This is a genomic window from Roseateles sp. (assembly GCF_052436255.1).
GTDB lineage: Bacteria > Pseudomonadota > Gammaproteobacteria > Burkholderiales > Burkholderiaceae_C > Pelomonas.
Map to the genome: position 1 here is coordinate 51,060 of NZ_JBQVNP010000006.1, position 16,209 is coordinate 67,268.

Annotated in this window: 10 protein-coding genes; all 10 read left to right on the forward strand. The window is 66.0% G+C overall.

Translation table 11 applies throughout. The annotated features are described in order from the left end of the window. The first annotated feature begins 834 nt into the window (after nt 1-834). Nucleotides 835-4,626, forward strand: coding sequence for a hypothetical protein (locus ACT6S0_RS02850; RefSeq protein ID WP_444762407.1), 3,792 nt, complete (start codon nt 835-837; stop codon nt 4,624-4,626). Between the two features lie 401 nt (nt 4,627-5,027). Then, complete coding sequence (locus tag ACT6S0_RS02855) at nt 5,028-5,147, forward strand: rubrivinodin family lasso peptide (protein ID WP_444762408.1); 120 nt, start codon at nt 5,028-5,030, stop codon at nt 5,145-5,147. Nucleotides 5,148-5,204: 57 nt separating this feature from the next. Then, nucleotides 5,205-5,933: a lasso peptide biosynthesis B2 protein gene (locus ACT6S0_RS02860; RefSeq protein WP_444762409.1), complete on the forward strand. Its 729-nt coding sequence runs from the start codon at nt 5,205-5,207 to the stop codon at nt 5,931-5,933. A 6-nt stretch (nt 5,934-5,939) separates the two neighbouring features. Beyond that, entirely contained in the window at nt 5,940-7,760 is a 1,821-nt protein-coding gene (locus tag ACT6S0_RS02865; RefSeq protein ID WP_444762410.1) for an asparagine synthase-related protein, read from the forward strand. Nucleotides 7,761-7,775: 15 nt separating this feature from the next. Further along, the gene (locus ACT6S0_RS02870; RefSeq protein ID WP_444762411.1) at nt 7,776-9,572 is read left to right on the forward strand and encodes an ABC transporter ATP-binding protein; all 1,797 of its coding nucleotides are present in this window, start codon (nt 7,776-7,778) and stop codon (nt 9,570-9,572) included. Nucleotides 9,573-10,147: 575 nt separating this feature from the next. Continuing rightward, nucleotides 10,148-12,283, forward strand: coding sequence for a protein kinase domain-containing protein (locus ACT6S0_RS02875; RefSeq protein ID WP_444762412.1), 2,136 nt, complete (start codon nt 10,148-10,150; stop codon nt 12,281-12,283). After that, a complete protein-coding gene (locus ACT6S0_RS02880; protein ID WP_444762413.1) occupies nt 12,280-12,870 on the forward strand; it encodes a hypothetical protein in 591 nt (196 codons plus the stop codon). Before ACT6S0_RS02875 ends, ACT6S0_RS02880 begins: the two co-directional genes overlap by 4 nt. Nucleotides 12,871-12,999: 129 nt before the next feature. Then, nucleotides 13,000-14,238, forward strand: a complete 1,239-nt coding sequence (locus tag ACT6S0_RS02885) for a hypothetical protein (RefSeq protein WP_444762414.1) — start codon at nt 13,000-13,002, stop codon at nt 14,236-14,238. 28 nt (nt 14,239-14,266) lie between these two features. Next, nucleotides 14,267-15,388 (forward strand): HBL/NHE enterotoxin family protein, encoded by a 1,122-nt coding sequence (locus tag ACT6S0_RS02890; protein ID WP_444762415.1) that lies wholly within the window; start codon nt 14,267-14,269, stop codon nt 15,386-15,388. A 23-nt stretch (nt 15,389-15,411) separates the two neighbouring features. Beyond that, nucleotides 15,412-16,209 carry a hypothetical protein gene (locus ACT6S0_RS02895; RefSeq protein ID WP_444762416.1) on the forward strand — a complete coding sequence of 266 codons (798 nt, stop codon included), beginning with the start codon at nt 15,412-15,414 and terminating at the stop codon, nt 16,207-16,209.

Sequence of the window (16,209 nt, forward strand, 5' to 3'; positions counted from 1 at the left end):
CAGTTTTCTGGTCCTGGAACCGGCGAATAGCGTCGGAACTACCGTCGTCGCAGATGGCGGCCAAGGTCCGCCCGTATGCCGTTGGGCGACAACGACCGCTGCTGCCCTGCACCTTGCAGCACAACGTCCGTTGAACCTAGTGTCCTGACGGCATCTGCACAGACAGCGCTGGCCTAGTGACGGCATCCAGCACGCTGTTGACGGTATCGCCATGCGAGGGGCCGCCTGCGCGGTGCAAGCGCTCTACTGGTAAACCTGGCATCGCGCTCCAGGCTGGGGGCAGGCGGAGGGCGATTGTGCTCGCCTGGGCATTGCTGCCTGCGGAGCCTGCCCGGCATCAAGACCCATCTGATCGCCTTCGACACCGAAGTGGTGATCCGACCAACACGTCAGCGATCCGGTCGATGCCCTGATGGGCGTGCAGCTTGGTGGCGGCACCTTCATCGGCAAGGCGGTGGGCACGCGGCCGAACAGGTGCTGGTGCCGCGTCGCTCCGCCGTCATCGTCAGCGACTTCTACGAGGGCATGGCCGAGCATGTCCTGATGGCCACGTGCAGGCGCCTGGCTGGCGGAGAAACTGAAGTGCGGGGCTAGAGACGACCTGCTGCACCTCTCGCCGGAGGCGCTGCCGCATACGGCCAATGCCGGCATCGTCAAGCGCGCGGTGCGCGAACTGGCGCGTGGCTATCGGCCGCTAGGTGCGCCGCAATCGAGGGGCAAAAAAAACATCGTGCTGCGCGCCAGCGTCGGCCGCCCTATTTGTAACAATTTCGCTTTTAGCTAAACCGGCATCGCAAAGCCTGGATCACTCCATATCCATATTTGGATTCGAGGGTGAGAAGCATGGTTTCGGTGGTGACGGGCTACGGCAACGGCTTGGCGAACGGCTCCAAGGATGTCCTGGGTGGGGCGGGCGAGCTGGGCAATGCGGCACATGGCCGGGCGGGTGAGCGCGTCACGGTCAATGCAGCCAATGGCAACCTGATCATTCAGGGTCGAGACGAGTACCTCGTTGGGGTCGGGCCCGATGTCGATCTGCTGCGCACCTACAACAGCCTCGGCGGCTGGGATGGTGACAACAACGACGGCTGGCGCATCGGTTACTACCGCAAGGTCGAACTCAGCAGCGGCACGGCCAATGGCGCGGGCAGCATCGCCAAGCGGGTCGAGGCAGACGGATCGGAGCGGGCGTACGCCTACAACGGCACGGCCTACGTCAGCAAGGAAGGCGGCGGCCAGTACGACACGCTGAGCTTTGATGCCGGCAGCCAGAGCTGGACCTGGACCGACGGCGACTCCGGCGCCAAAGAGACCTACGTGCTGGGCGGTGGCCTGTACCGGCTGACCCAGGTCACCGATCCTGAAGGCAACGCCGTCAAGGTGTCCTATGACGCCGGCACGGGCCGCATCACCACGCTGACCACCCACAAGGCCGGCAGCAGCCCAGCCGTTGAAACCATCGCGCTCAACTACAGCGGCGTCCAGCTGAGCAGCATCACCACCAGCTACCAGGACGGCGGGCAGTCAAAGACGCGCAGCGTCACCAGCTACACCTACTACCCGGCTGGCTCGGGTGCCAAGACAGGCAAGCTTCAGACCGTCACCACCGACCTGACGCCGGGGGTTGCCGGTCATGCCGACGGCAAGGTCTACACCGTCACCTACGACTACGACGCCAACGGCCGGCTCAGCAGCATCCAGCAGACTGATGGCAGCCAGATCACCATCGGGTACGACGCCAATGGTCGGGTTGCCTCGATGTCGTCGCCCTCCGGCCTCGGTGTCAGATCCACGGTCTTTGACTATTCAGTCGCAGGCACCACCACCGTCCAAGAAAAGCTCGGCACGCAAAGCCTTCAATCGAGCGTGCTGAAGTACGGCACGGCCGGCGAGTTGCTGGAAGTCGCGGGCGCTGTCATGGGTGGCGCCGCCTTCAAGCAGAGCTATGTCTACAACACTGAAGGCGACCTGCTCACCGTCACCAATGCCGCCGGTCAAACCACCACCTACGGCTATGACGGCGCCGGAGGCACGAATGGCGCCTGGACACGTCGCACCGATCATGCCGGCAACGTGGTTGATCGCAGCTACGACCCGGTCACCCGGCTGCTCCTGACCGAAGCCGCCTACAGCATTGCAGACTCCGATGGCGCGGCCGGTGCAGCGCAGCCAGGCGGCGCGCGCAAGACCCAGTACGTCTACGACACCACCAACATCGCCAAGCGGCGGCTGGCCTATGTGGTGGGGCCACAGGGCGAGGTGACGCGCCAGATCTACAACAGCGAAGGCCAGCTGACGCGTCAGGTTCAGTACACCGGGGCACTGTTCACGGCCGGCAGCCCCAGCTTCACGAGCCTGGAGTCATGGGTCACCACCGCTGCGCAGGCGCAGACCCTGGAGCGCCAGGTCACCGAGTACGACTACGACTTGCGTGGTCAGGTGCGGGAACAGCGTCGCTACGCTTCGGCCAGCCTGAGCGGCGGCGGTGTGGTTGACGGCGGCCTCTCGACGACCCTGTACACCTACGACGCCTTCGGTCGCTTGCTCCATCGACAGGACGCAAGCGGCGTCAAGCTCAGCTACGAGTACGACGGGCTCGGTCGCGTCATCAAAAGCCTGGACACCAACAACGTCTCGACGATCTACAGCTACGACGACGCGGGCCGCAAGACCAGCGTGCAGCTCGCCAACGGCCAGACCACCGTCCAGCTCTTTGACACGCAGGGCAACCTCGTCAGCAGCGACGTCATGGGTGCTGGCAACACCGAGGCCAACCCCAAGTGGCTGGGCAAGACCGAGTACGCGTACGACGCGCTGGGCCGGCTGTGGCGCACGAGTGATGCGACGGGCGTCAAGACGTTCACCCTGTATGACGTCAGCGGCCGCAAGAGCGCGGACATTGCCGCCAACGGTCAGCTCACCGAGTACATGTACGACGCGGCCGGGCGGCTTATCCAGACGATTGCCTACATCACGCCGCTGAGCCAAGCCAAGCTGAATGGGCTCGCCGCCACCAACAAGATCAGCGATGCCGGTATCCGCCCCGTCGCCGCTTTTGGCCAGGACCGCATCACCACGTATTACTACGACACGGCCGGTCGACTCAGCGGCGTACAGGATGCCGACGGCTTCCTTACTCATACGAAGTACGACGGCACGGGTGCCATCACGTCGCAGACCACCTTCGCCAACGTAACGACCGTGACCCGGCTCGACGTGATGCTGGGCACCACCCGCAGCACAGTCCCCACCCAACCTGCCGTTACTGAGGACGTGGCCAGGGACCGTGCGATCCGCAATCTGTACGACGCATCTGGCCGCCTGGGTGCGCAGATCAATGGCGAGAACGCCCTCACCGTCTGGACCTACGACGCCGCAGGCAACCCACTCGGCCAGCTGCGTCGCTCCGCAGTGCTCAGCACCGCCGAAGCGGCCTACAACCTCACCCAGCTCAAGGCACTGACCCCGCTGGCGGACGACGAGTTCACACAGTGGCTCTACGACGGCCAGGGCCGCCAGATCGCCCAGGTCAATGCCGAAGGTCACCTCACCGAATACCGCTACGACAACGCAGGGCGGCTGCAGGAGACGCTGCAATACCTCAAACAGGCCTTCAAGCCCGTGGTCAGCGGCAGCCCGGTCACGCTGCGCAAGCTCTTGCTGGCTGACCTCAACACGCTGCGCCCGAGCCTGAGCACCCCCGCCCCGCTCAAGACCAGCCGCAGCTACAACACCCTCGGCCTGCTTGAGCGCGAAACTGCCGTTGACGGCACCGTCACTTACTACCAGTATGACAACCTGCAGCGGCTCAAGAGCACGACCCTGGCCGAAAGCCAGCCGGAGCGGCGCGAGCGGCTGATGGAGTACGACGACTGGGGACGCGTCAAGAGCACGCGCACGCAGGGCGACGCGACGGGTGTGACCACCACCTATGACGCCGCCGGGCGCCGTACCAGCGTCACCGATGCGCGCGGCTACAAGACCGTCTATTACTACGACACGGAAGGGCGCCAGCGCTACGCCATCCTCATCGATCCGCTCACGGGCGGCGAGGTCGTGGAGACGATCTACAGCAGCTTCAGCGAGCTCAGTGCCAGCGTCAGCTATAGCGCGCGGCTGAGCACGACCGACGCCAACGCCCTGACCGGTGGCAGCGTCAGCCAAGCGCTCACAGACAAGATCGACCTGCTGTCTGACGCGGCCAAGGACAACCGCAACGCCGTTACCTACAACCGCCGCGGCCTCATCCAGCAGGCCATCGATGCCCTGGGCCACAAGACCGACACCACCTACAACGCCTTCGGTCAGCTCGACCGAGAGGTCCGCGACATCGACCCGGTGGGAACAGCCAATGCGCGCCGGCTCACGCTGGACTACGGATACAACCGTCGTGGCAATCTCACGCGCGTGCTTAGCAGTGGCCCTGATCTTGTCAGCACGACCACCCGCAGCTCCTTTGACGCCCTGGGCCGGCTGGGTGATCTTCTCGATGAGCTTCGGGCTGGAGACCAGGTCGCGCCCAACTGCTGCCTGCCAGCAGAGATGCCAGGTGGTCGAGTTGCCTTGGGCGGACACGGAGCTTTCCATATCTCCATGACGTTTCAGCCGCCAAAAACCTCAGCATGAAGAGCCCAGCACCAAACCGATTGTTCGGCGGGACAGGCAGAGCAGGTCTGCGCTCAGCCGGCTGCGCGGATCAAAGCGGCGCCAAGCCCGCGTCCCGCGGCGTTTGATGGCGTCGCTCCTGGGTTGATCGGCAGCTCCACTCTCGAATTGACGTGGCAGAGGCGTCGATGCCCTCAATCCCCTAGCAGAACAACCGAACGGACGCAGTGCTGAGGCGCCGTCGGGACAACGAATCCAGCAGCCCATCTACGCCCGGCCGCCTGTATCGGTGCGATCGCCGAACGCCACAACTCGTCGGCACAGGAGGTTGCCCGCACGCCGGGCCAGCCTCAATCTTTCATGGCCGGATGGCCTTGCGCCGACGGCTTTTCTGACCTCAACGCAACTTCAAGGAGAACGTCATGAACGAAGCAACGCAACTCGAGATCGTCGACCTGGGCGACGCCAAGGAAGAGACCAAGGGCCAGCCCGATCTGCCGCGGGTTGAAGACAACCAGGTCGGGATCTACAAGCAGTTCTGATCCCACGGGCAGCTGAAACGGCGTGCGGCGACAAGCCGCACGCCTCGCAGGATCACCATGTCAACGACATCAGCGACTCAGCCGGAATATCGCCTTGCCGATCATGTGCGCGCGTGCCTGGTCGATGGCCAGGTGATCCTGATCGACCTCCAGAACGACAAGTACATCGGCGCGGGCGGTCCGCTCGCGTCCGCGCTTTCGGCAAACATCGCAGACTGGCCTGCCGGCGATCAGGGCCCCATTCATACTCAGCGCGACGGGGTCGATCGCTGGATTGGCAATCTGCACCAGCAGGGCCTCTTGGTGCCTGCATCGCAGCCAGCGTCGGTCGCCCAGGTTCTTGCGACGCCCCTCGACAGCCTGCCCCTCTCGGAACTCGCGCCCCTGCCAAGAGTTCCCTGGCGCAGGTTTTCCCGCCTTGCATACGCATCTGCCCTCACGGCGCACTGGCTGAAGCGGCACAGCCTTGCCACGATTGCGCGCAAGGTGCGTGACCTGCGCCCGGTGCTGACGGCACAAGGGCATGCCGACCCGACCGCCGATCTGCCACAGGCAAGCGCCTTGTACCTTCGCATGCGTCCCCTGGTGATCACCTCGCATGACAAGTGCCTGCACGATTCGCTGACGCTGCTGCGCTTCCTGGCAGCCGAGCGTCTGTTTCCCAGCTGGGTGATCGGCGTCAGGACTCGACCTTTCGCTGCGCACTCCTGGGTGCAGTCGGGCAACCTCGTACTCAATGACACTCATGAGTACGTGCGGGCCTTCACGCCGATCCTGATCGTGTAACCCGCGATGTTCCGCTACATCGCATTCAGTTGGGCGGCGGCCAATGAGGGTCAGAACGCGCGGGCTCGTGCGCTTGCGGAAGCATTGATCGACCGGGGATGGCATCGAGCCTTCTCATCGGCCGGCTTCAGCGTCTACGTGGTGGGCCGCAAGCGAGGCGTCAATGATGTCTACCTGCTGCCATCCCACGCCGGCGTCGTGCTGGGTCGGCTGTTTCGCCGAGCCGACCAGTCTCCCGCCGCTGGCAAAGACACCGAACTGACAGATCGCGAAGGCGACGAAGTCGTTCGATCCGACGGCCGCACCCTGGTCGAGCAGTTCTGGGGTCGCTGGGTAGCCTTCTTGGCATGCTGGACCGGCGAGAGCCGTGTGCTTCGAGACCCCACCGGCACCCTGCCCTGCTTCCACATGGAGACCGAAGGCTTGTCTGTCGTGTTCTCCTGGCTGGAGGATGTGTACGCGGTACTGGAGCTGCCGCCGCCGCAGACCAACTGGGATGCGGTAGCCGCGGTACTTGTGTACGGCCGGCTGGGCGCACGGGAGACGGCACTGACGGGTGTGACGCAGGTGCTGCCAGGCGAACTGACATCCATGAGGTCGCCAGGCGGCGAGATAGTGCCGGTCTGGCGCGCTGTCGACATCGCTCGCCGTCCGATCGATCCGCAGCCAGGCCCGGCTGCACGGATGCTGAGGGACGAGACGACCCAGAGCGTGCGCTCTTGGATGACCTGCTACGAGGACATCGTGCTTCGCCTTTCCGGTGGGGTTGACTCGGCCATCATCCTAGGCAGCTTCTTCTGCGCGCCGCCGACGGCAAGCATCACCTGCCTCAACTACTTCTCGGAAGGCTCGGACAGCGACGAGCGTGCGTATGCGCGGCTCGCTGCCAGCCGAGCCGGGTGTGCCCTTGTCGAGCGGCATCGCGACATCGACTTCCATCTAAAACAAGTGATGGACCCGGCCCTCACCCCGATTCCGGGCAGCCACATCGGCCGCCTGGGATCGGACCGCATGGACACGGAGGTCACGCGCGCAGTGGGCGCATCAGTGCTTTTCACGGGCGCTGGCGGCGATCAGCTGTTCGAGGAAGTCCGGTGCACCTGGCCCGCCGCTGACTATCTCCAGCTGCGAGGCCTTGATCGTGGATTTCCGGCAGCAACGCTGGATGCCGCTCGCCTGGGACACGTGTCCTTCTGGCAGACCCTGCGCGAAGCGTTCCAGTACCGATTTGGCAAGCGGAGCGCGCTGACCAACGCAGGTCAGTACCTGGCGCTGATGCCGTCCGATGCCGTCGATGGCGCGCTGCGGCAAGCGCCACGCTTCGTCCATCCGGGTCTGCTTGAAGGATCGGATCTGCCGATCGGCAAGCTGATGCAACTGCGCGCGCTGATATGCCCCTTCGACTACTACAACCCCTATGGGCCCGCAACGTCCCCGGAACTCGTTCATCCATTGATGTCGCAGCCCTTGCTGGAACTCAGCCTGAAGCTGCCGACGTACGTGCTGACACGAGGAGGTCGAGGCCGGGCGCTGGCAAGAGATGCCTTCGCCGACCGCATTCCAGCGGAGATCGCCTCCCGTCGGTCAAAGGGAGGCACCGAGGAGCACATCACCGCCGTCCTGCAGCGCAGCTTGCCCCTCGTCAGACGGCTTCTGCTCGATGGGCAACTTGTCCAGCAAGGCCTGCTCGAGCGCCAGCGCCTCGAGGCATCACTGGAACGACGTCCAGCTCAAGGCGATGCCTACGTATCAGAGATCCACTCCTGCATCGCGATTGAAGCCTGGCTTGGTCGGGTTGCAAGCGACCGCCGCACTCCCCTGCTCTGACGGCTGCAGTCCTAAATGGTTGGCAAGAACAGATTCTGGCTTGCACTGCGCCTGTTGGCTGAGCTGGCCGATCTACGCCTCCGCTTCATGATCGCCAGCACGACAGTGCTGGTGGTCATCGGCGGCGGGCTGGCGGCGCTCGCCCCGCTCGCCTTGAAGGGTCTGATCGATTCGATCGCGCACGCAATGCCGAAGGGCAACGACGCCGCACCGGCGTTGATGACTGCAGGCGCCATCTATGTCGCAGCGCTTTGCGCTGGCCGCATCCTTGGGGACATAAGGCCCTGGCTCGTCAGCAGAATCGATCAGCAGTTGCTGTCTGCGCTGCGACACCGGTTCTTCAATCACGTGCTGCACCTGCCTCTCAGTGTCCTCGTCAAACGACGCACGGGAGAGCTGACCCACAGCCTCGACCTTGCGTGCGCGGGCTCGCAGCTGATCCTGACCCACCTCATCCAAAGCGTAGCTCCAGTCCTCGTAGAGCTCACGGTCATGCTGCTAGTCATCGCCGAGCTGCGCCAACCCGCTCTGCTCGGCCTGTTCGGGGCGACCGGGATGCTGTACTTCGTGATGTTCGCCGTCGGTGCGAAGCGCCTGAATGGGCACGCTGGTGAGGTCACATCAGCGAGCCTGGCCGTCCACGGCCAGCTGGCGGAGGGCTTTGCCAGCGTCGAAACCCTTCGCTGCTTTGGCGCGGAGGCAGCAGCTGAACAAACACTGGCACGTGCCTCGGTTTCACTTGTAGATCGCTGGATGGCGTACTACCGAACAAGCGCAATCAACGCCATAGCCGCGACCTCGGTCTTTGCCGTCTCGATGGCAGCCTGCCTTGTCATCGCTGCGGACGGCGTGACACGTGGCACCTTGACACTCGGCGGCTTCGTATTGAGCAGCGTCTACCTGATCCAGATGGTGAGGCCCGTCGAAGTCATAGGCTCCGCCACACGAGATCTGGTTCGCGCATTGGGCTTTGTGCAGCCAGTACTGGACATCCTCCGCGAGCGGCGGGAGGGCGACGAGGCGCTAGAAGCAGGCCGCCGGACGGGCGCGCAGGCGCCATGCTTACCGCATCGGGCGCAGTCCATCCGGTTTGAAGGGGTGACCTTCGGCTACGAGCCCGACAGGCCTGTGATCCATGAACTCAACCTGGAGATCAACGCCGGATCGACGGTCGCGATCGTTGGACCGAGTGGCTCAGGAAAATCGTCTCTCTTGCGGCTTCTGCTCCGGTTGTATACGCCCCAGCGAGGGCGAATCCTGCTGGACGGAACTTCCATCGACGCCATGCCGCTTCGGCAGCTTCGCGCCCGGATGGCGCTGGTGCCGCAGGACACGCCCCTTCTCCACACCTCTATTGAAGAGAACATCGCTGTGGGCTCCCCTGGCGCTGACACCGAGGCGGTGAAACGCGCTGCCAGCGCAGCGCATCTTGATGCGGTCATCGAGTCACTGCCCGGCGGCTATCAGGCTATGGTCGGCGACCGGGGGGTCAAGCTGTCGGGTGGCGAGCGCCAGCGTGTGGCGATTGCCCGCGCCCTGGTCCGCAGTCCGACGGTATTCTTGCTGGATGAACCCACGTCAATGTTGGACAGCCGGACAGAAGCGGAGGTGTTGCTCGCTGTACGCCGTGCCACCGGTGGCTGCACAACGTTGATCGTTGCACATCGCCTATCAACGGTGACACACGCCGACGAGATCGTCGTGCTGGATCGAGGGCGGATCCGTGAGCGAGGCACGCACCACGACCTCATGGCTCGGGAAGGCCTGTACGCGCAGCTCTGGCGGCGCCAGGCGGATCGCGACGCGCTGTAGTGCGCAAACGTTCTTTCGTTCTTGTCAGTCATTCCCGCACCAGCAAGCTTCTGTCGCGGTGCCGCACGCTATCCTACCCTCGCCCCTGCGGGTAGGAGACCAAATTGAAAGTCCCAGCACAGCCGGTAAGCGACGCAGGTCCTCGGTCATGCGTCAACGCATCGTTGAGTTAGCTTCCGGCTACATGGTCCCGCTCCCGCTGAACAGCGAGGCGGATTGCCTCGCTTCTCAACGGTGACAGGAACGCAGGATCTATCAACAACCGCCGCCGCCGCACCCGCTACCGCCCGAACGGTTAAGTCCATAGACTGGTTGGTGCCATTCGCAGCGCCACGGACGCGCCATTCGCCTCCTCGGACTGCAGCCTGCGACGCTTCAAACGCATCTGCTCGCCTAACTACTTCTTGTAGGATGCTGGCCGAGGGCCTGTTGTGAGCCCTCAACTGCGCGGTGGCGCGCCGAATCAGCGAACGCGACACGCCGAACGTGCGCATGGAGTCGCCGGGTACATGGAGCACCACGAAGGCATCGCTGAATCACAGGCCGAGAAACCTGCTGCGTGGCCCCCTCACGGAATGGACGACTCGTCGGCCAACCCCGTGCTGGCGACACGGTACGACATCAAGCGATTGATCGGCCGCGGCGGCGCGGGCTCGGTGCATGAGGCGTGGGACCGGCAGCTTGAGCGGGCCGTTGCCATCAAGCGCGTGGATTGGGGCAGCGGCGACGCGCTGGTAGAGGCGCGGCTCGCGGCCGGGCTGAGCCACCCGGCCATCGTCGACATCCATGACGTGGTAAGTCAGGCCGACAGCGTGTGCATCGTGATGGAGCTCGTGCAAGGCCGCACGCTGGCCGCCGTCGTCGCGGACGGCCCCACTGACCCGCTGCAGGCGCGGGCCTGGGTGGCGGAGGTGGCCGACGCACTCGTTCAGGCCCACGCCGCCGGCATCGTCCACGGCGACATCAAGCCGGGCAACCTGATGCTGGACAACGCCGGCCGCATGCGCATCCTCGATTTCGGTATCGCCAGGCGCGTCGACGTGCTGAAGACCGCCTCCGGGCCCATCACGCCCGTCGGCACGCTGCGCTACATGGCGCCAGAGGTGTTGCTCGGCGCCCGACCCGGGCAGGCGGCCGACATCTACTCGCTGGGCCTGGTGCTGTTCGAGCTGCTGCAGGGCGCACAGGCCTTTGCCGGCGAGGGAGACTTCGCCTTGGCGCATCGCAAACTGTCCGAGACGGCTGGGCCTGTTCCGCCGGAGCTCGCCGCTGCTGACCCGCTTTGCGCGCTGGCCGAGCGCATGACTCGCCGTGAACCGGCGCAGCGCCCGCCCGGCATGGCCGAAGTCGCCCGTGCGCTGCGTCAACCCGGGCTACGTACCGATGGCCCGGCGGGGCAGCACCCCCGCCTGCCCTGGCGCTGGCGACTGCGGCGCGCTGCACTGCCGATTTCATTGTTGGCCGGTGCCGTAGCGCTGGGGGGTGGCGTGATCATCGCAACCCGCTCTCAGCCGGCAGCCACCCAGGCGCCAACGTTGACACCACAGGAGAGCGTCTCGCGGGCCCGGCGCTTGCTCATGCGCTTCGACGAGGCCGGCCATCTGGACCGCGCCGTGGCCTTGCTCAAGGGGGTGTTGGAGGCACACTCCCATCATGCCCCCGCTGCGGCGATGCTGGCCATTGCCTACTGCCTGCGCGATGGCAGCGACGCGTCGGACGCGGTCTGGCTGGAGCGCGCGAATGCGGCGTCCCAGATCGCCCTGCAGGCCGACGACCAGCTTGCAGTTGCCCAAGCCGCTCGGGGACGCTACCTGGCGGCTTCCGGTCAGGCCGGGTTAGCGCTGCAGGCCTACGAGCGCGCCCTTGTGCTGGACCCGCGCGACTTCCATGCGCTACTGGGCAAGGCCGAGCTCTTGACCAAGCAGCAACACGCCGAGCCTGCGCGCCAAGCGCTGGACGCGGCGCTGACGGCACATCCCGAAGAGCCCGTGCTGCACAATGCACTCGGCACGCTGCTTTACCAGGGAGGCCGCTACGCCGAGGCCGAGACCGCTTTTCGCACCGCCGTGCGGCTGGCCCCCCTGGTAGCGGCGGGATACGCCAACCTCGCCGCCACGCTGCAGAGACTGGGGCGCGGCGACGACGCCCTGGAGGTGCTGCAGCAGGGCCTCGCGGCGCGGCCCGAGGGCAGGCTCTACAGCAACCTCGGCACGGCGCTCTTCGCGCGGGGCCGGTATGCGGAAGCCGCCAGCGCCTTCGAAAGCGCCGTGTCCGAGAGCAAGGGCAACCCCAACGACTACTTGAAATGGGCCAACCTGGCCGACGCCCTGCGTTGGGTGCCGGGCCGCGAGGTCGGGTCGCTGGCTGCCTACCGCCACGCGCTGCAACTGCTGTCGCCCCGCCTGGAACGCGACAAGCCCGAGCCCACCCACCTGAGCCGGGCGGGCGTGTATGCCGCGCGGCTTGGCGAAGCGGCGCAGTCGCGCGCCTGGACCGAAGCGGCCGTGGCCGCCGCGCCCAAGTCGCCCGATGTGGCCTTCAGGGCGTGCATGGCTTACGAGCTCAGTGGCGACCGCACGCAAGCCCTGCGTCAACTGCAGCGGGCGCTGAAGCTGGGCTATCCCTTGTCGTTCGTCGAGCAGGAGCCCGACCTGCAGGCGCTGCGGCGCTCGCGTGCCTTCCACCAGACCATCACCCAAGGACTGCCATGAAACCATCCAGCCTCCTGAATGACCTGCTCCTGCTCAACGTCAGCTTCGACATCCATCAGCTCAGCCCCTTCCTGTGCTGGCAGGTGATCGACGAGAGCCAGGGTGGGCGCAACCTGATGCGCCAGGTCGGCCGCCACGCCGGCTCGGTACACCTGGAAAAAGGCGACCGGGTGTATGTCTGTGTCACGGCCTTCAGCGGGGCTGAGGGCAACGCCCCGCCCCAGGATTTCGGTGGGTTCACCATCAAGAGCTGCACGCTGCAATCCGTGCCGCGCCTGCGCGAACGAGACACCTTCTACTCGCCGTCCCCGTTTCAGTGCGGTCAGTCCGTCGACGGCGGGACCGCCATCCCGATCGGTCCGTTCAAGGTCGTCGATCACGGCAAGGACGAAAGGCTAAACGCCTTCTACGAGCGACAGATCAGCGAGGGCAGCGTGCTAGTGGACGAGAAGATGGGCATCTGGGAGATGTCGCTCGTGCTCGTCGTGGAGATCAAGCCCAAGGCCGCGACCGTGGGCTCGCACAAGCGGGTATTCCGCTTCGACCCCGAAGCCGAGGTCGGCACCGGCACCAGCAAGAACCTCTGACCGCGGCCGCCCTCGGCGGCATCCAAAGGCGCTGAGACGAAGCGCCCGCTATTGAGACGCGCTGCCCTGCCCGCCTGAGGGCCGCACCGACACCATGAGCCCCGTGTTCAACGTTACGGGAGACCTCTCATGAGTGTCGTCAACATCGAGCGCAGCCAGGGGCTCAGCGCCCTCAGGCTGATCAGTGCGGTCGACGGGCTGGCGGGCGCCAGCCTGCTGGCCCAGGTCCGCGCCATGGTCGTGGAGCGCCAGCCCGACGCCGCGCCCTTCAGCACCGACACGACAGCGCGGGCCATGCTGACGGTGCGCCAGTCGCAGCTGCGGGCCCGTGCAACCGAGCTGCTCGACGAGCTGCAGCCCGCGGCTCTCACCAAGATAACCGACATGCAGCAATTCGTGCTGCTGCTGTTGGAAATCCAGAAAGAGGCGCAGGGCAGCGATGAAGCCGTCGAGGCCCTCCTGGGTGCGCTGACGGAACAGGCCCGCGGGTTTGAGGAGCGCAGCGCGGCGCTGGCCGCCAGGGCTACGGCCGCGGCCACGCAGGCCGCCGAGGAACAGGCCGAACTGGACAAGCTCATCGACGCCGAGGTGCGCCGCATCGACGGCGCCGAGGACGGCGACGACGACGGCGAGCTGGCCCAGGTGCGTGCCCAGATCGCAAATACGAGCGAAGCCATGTCGGCCGCCGTGCAAGCCACGGTGGACTCCAGCCGCAAGGTGGGCAGCGGCGTCGGGCGCATCGTCACCTGGGTGTCTTCGCTGTTTTCCTTCCAGCCCGGCGACACGCCCAGGAAGCCCGTCCAGGACGACGATGGCGAGGACGACGGCGCCGAGAAGGTCAGGGCCGGCGACAAGGACAGTGGCAATGCCGGCAAAGCCGGTGAAAAGGACGGCGACAAGGCTGGCGGCAAGGACGGTGGCAAGGCCAGCCCCGCCAAGCCCGGCCGGCCCCGCATCACGCCGGAGCGGCCGACCGCGGACTTCCCGGTCGAGACCATCGGCGAGATCGGCGACGACACCGCGGCCGTCTTCGACGCGCGCACCAAGCTCAACAGCCTCGTCATCCAGCAGCGCAACCTGTACGTGAAGCTATACCGCGCCGAAGCGGGCCTGGCCGTAATGCAGGTCGTGGGGCAGCAGGGCAGCGACCTCGTCGCCGCGCTGCAGGGCCTGGGCAGCCGGGCCGAAGCCCTGCGCGCCGAATGGGAGCGCCTGGCCGCCGAGTACGAACAGGCCAAGGGCTCCGGGCTGTCCTTCGATGACAGCTGGGCGCGCCAGCTCGCCAGGATCGACGCGCTGCACAGGTCTTTCACATCAGGCTCTGCATCCATGCCGCGCCTGACCCACATCAGTCCCCACACCGCCTGAGCCACCCCCACCCCCCAAGGAGATTTCCATGACAGACATCGCCATCGAACAAGGCGTGAAGGACAGCGGCAAGGCCGCTCTCGATCAATCCGCCGCAGGCCTGATCCTGCAGGCCCACTGCATGAGCGTTGAAAACCAGGCCACCGTCAACATTGCTAGCGCGAGCGACAAGCTCAAGCCAATCCAGGAGCAGGCCAACCACCAACTGGGCCTGGCCAAGGCGCGTTCCAAGAACTACCTCGACGTGCTGCAGCCGCGCATGCTGACGACGGCCACCGACGTCCAGCAGTTTTTCCTTCTGCATCGAGAGATCAGCCACGAGTTCCAGAACGCGCCTTCGCGCCAGACGGCGCTGGCCATGCTGCGCGCCCTGCAGGAGCAGACCCAGGGCTTCCAAGCGCGCAGCATCAGCGTGCGGGATGACCTTGGCGTCCTGCGCAGCGGGCTGGCTGAGGACGCGGCCGTCTTCCAGCGTGTGACGCTCGACCTGAACACGCTGCTGAACGGCAACGAGGGCGTGCTCAAGGACATCAACGAGCAGCTCGGGGGCATCGACGGCAAGATCGCCGGCATGGCCGTGGGCATCGCCCTCGGCGGCTTGGCCGTGATCGCAGGCGGTCTGTTGTTCGTGGTCGGCGCCTTCGGCACCGTCTTCACCGGAGGCGCCGCGGCAGCCCTGTGCGTGGGCGGCGGTGCACTGGCCGCGGCCGGCGTCGCCAGCGTCGTGGGCGCTTCCATCGGCATGGCCGGGCTGCTGAACCTCAAGAGTGACCTGCTGATGCGCCAGGCCACCATCAGCGCGGAGACCACGCTGGTCAACAGCATGGCGGTCAACTTCGGCACGCTGCACACCAGCGCCACCGGCGCCCAGGGTTCGGCCCAATCCATGGCCAACGCCTGGAGCGTGATGGGTGACCACCTTGGCTCGCTGTACGACCAGTTGGAGAAGGGCAAGACGGACGTCCCTGTCCTGGCACGCGTCTTCCTCGGCGCGGCCGACGGCTCCGTGAAGCTGGTGCTGGCCGACACGGAAAACATCCTCCGCAACCTCACCGGCGCAACGCGCACCGTGGACACGACCCGCCGCGTCGGAGACGCCGTGAAGGCCGCGGTCAATGCCGCCGCGCTCGTGAACCGCATCGCGGCCTGACAACCTCAGCCGAGGAACCCATCATGTCCATGACTCTGACCGACCAACTCACCGCGCTCGTCCAGCAGGCCGCAGCGGGCACCGCCACGCTGCCAGGCACGCAGCAGGCGCAGCAGCACGCCAAGGCGGCCGAGGCCTTCGGGCGCACGCTCAACGAACTGTGGAACACGGTTCGCGGCCACGCCCAGCGCACGCGGCAACGCGTGGCCCAGGTGCAGCTCGAGATCGCCCGCTGGAACCCGGCGACGCCCGGGGTCCTGCAAGGCCACGCCAAGGCGCTGTCCGACGAAGTGAACGCCCTGCTGCCCGCGGTGCAAGCCAAGTCCGAGGAAACCGCGCGCCACCGCTCCGTGCTGGCAGCCGACAGCGGGGCCCTGACCCAGCAGGTAGCGCAGGCACGCGCCCGGCTGAAGCAGCTGGAGCAGCAAAAGGCCGAGCTGCAGGCCAAGGCCACCGAACTGCGCAACCGCTCCATCTGGACCTGGCTCTTCCCGCTGGCCAAGGCCATCGACGAGCTGGTGGCGCTGGGCCAGTACGGCAAGTCGACCGAGGCGGCCTTCGAGGACGCCCTGCGCCAAGTGGCCGAAGGGCAGCGAGAGGCCTCCGAGCTGATCCGTGCGTCCGACCTGGCCTCGGGCCAGGCGGCCGTGCTGGATCAGATGACCGTGCGCCTGCAGGCCCTGCATAACCAGTTGTCCGTCGTTGCCGCCCGGCTGCGCAGCGAGGAATCCCTCTCGAAGTTCGACAACCCGCAGACCGCTGGCGTCTTCGCGAACGTGCTGATGCACGTCGCCCAGGCGCTGGAACACAGCGTCGACTGA

What these genes read in the sequence shown, in the direction of transcription:
- ACT6S0_RS02855 (WP_444762408.1), top strand. Translation starts at nt 5,028, where the DNA reads ATGAACGAAGCAACGCAACTCGAGATCGTCGACCTGGGCGACGCCAAG.
- ACT6S0_RS02860 (WP_444762409.1), top strand. Translation starts at nt 5,205, where the DNA reads ATGTCAACGACATCAGCGACTCAGCCGGAATATCGCCTTGCCGATCAT.
- ACT6S0_RS02865 (WP_444762410.1), top strand. Translation starts at nt 5,940, where the DNA reads ATGTTCCGCTACATCGCATTCAGTTGGGCGGCGGCCAATGAGGGTCAG.
- ACT6S0_RS02870 (WP_444762411.1), top strand. Translation starts at nt 7,776, where the DNA reads ATGGTTGGCAAGAACAGATTCTGGCTTGCACTGCGCCTGTTGGCTGAG.
- ACT6S0_RS02875 (WP_444762412.1), top strand. Translation starts at nt 10,148, where the DNA reads ATGGACGACTCGTCGGCCAACCCCGTGCTGGCGACACGGTACGACATC.
- ACT6S0_RS02880 (WP_444762413.1), top strand. Translation starts at nt 12,280, where the DNA reads ATGAAACCATCCAGCCTCCTGAATGACCTGCTCCTGCTCAACGTCAGC.
- ACT6S0_RS02885 (WP_444762414.1), top strand. Translation starts at nt 13,000, where the DNA reads ATGAGTGTCGTCAACATCGAGCGCAGCCAGGGGCTCAGCGCCCTCAGG.
- ACT6S0_RS02890 (WP_444762415.1), top strand. Translation starts at nt 14,267, where the DNA reads ATGACAGACATCGCCATCGAACAAGGCGTGAAGGACAGCGGCAAGGCC.
- ACT6S0_RS02895 (WP_444762416.1), top strand. Translation starts at nt 15,412, where the DNA reads ATGTCCATGACTCTGACCGACCAACTCACCGCGCTCGTCCAGCAGGCC.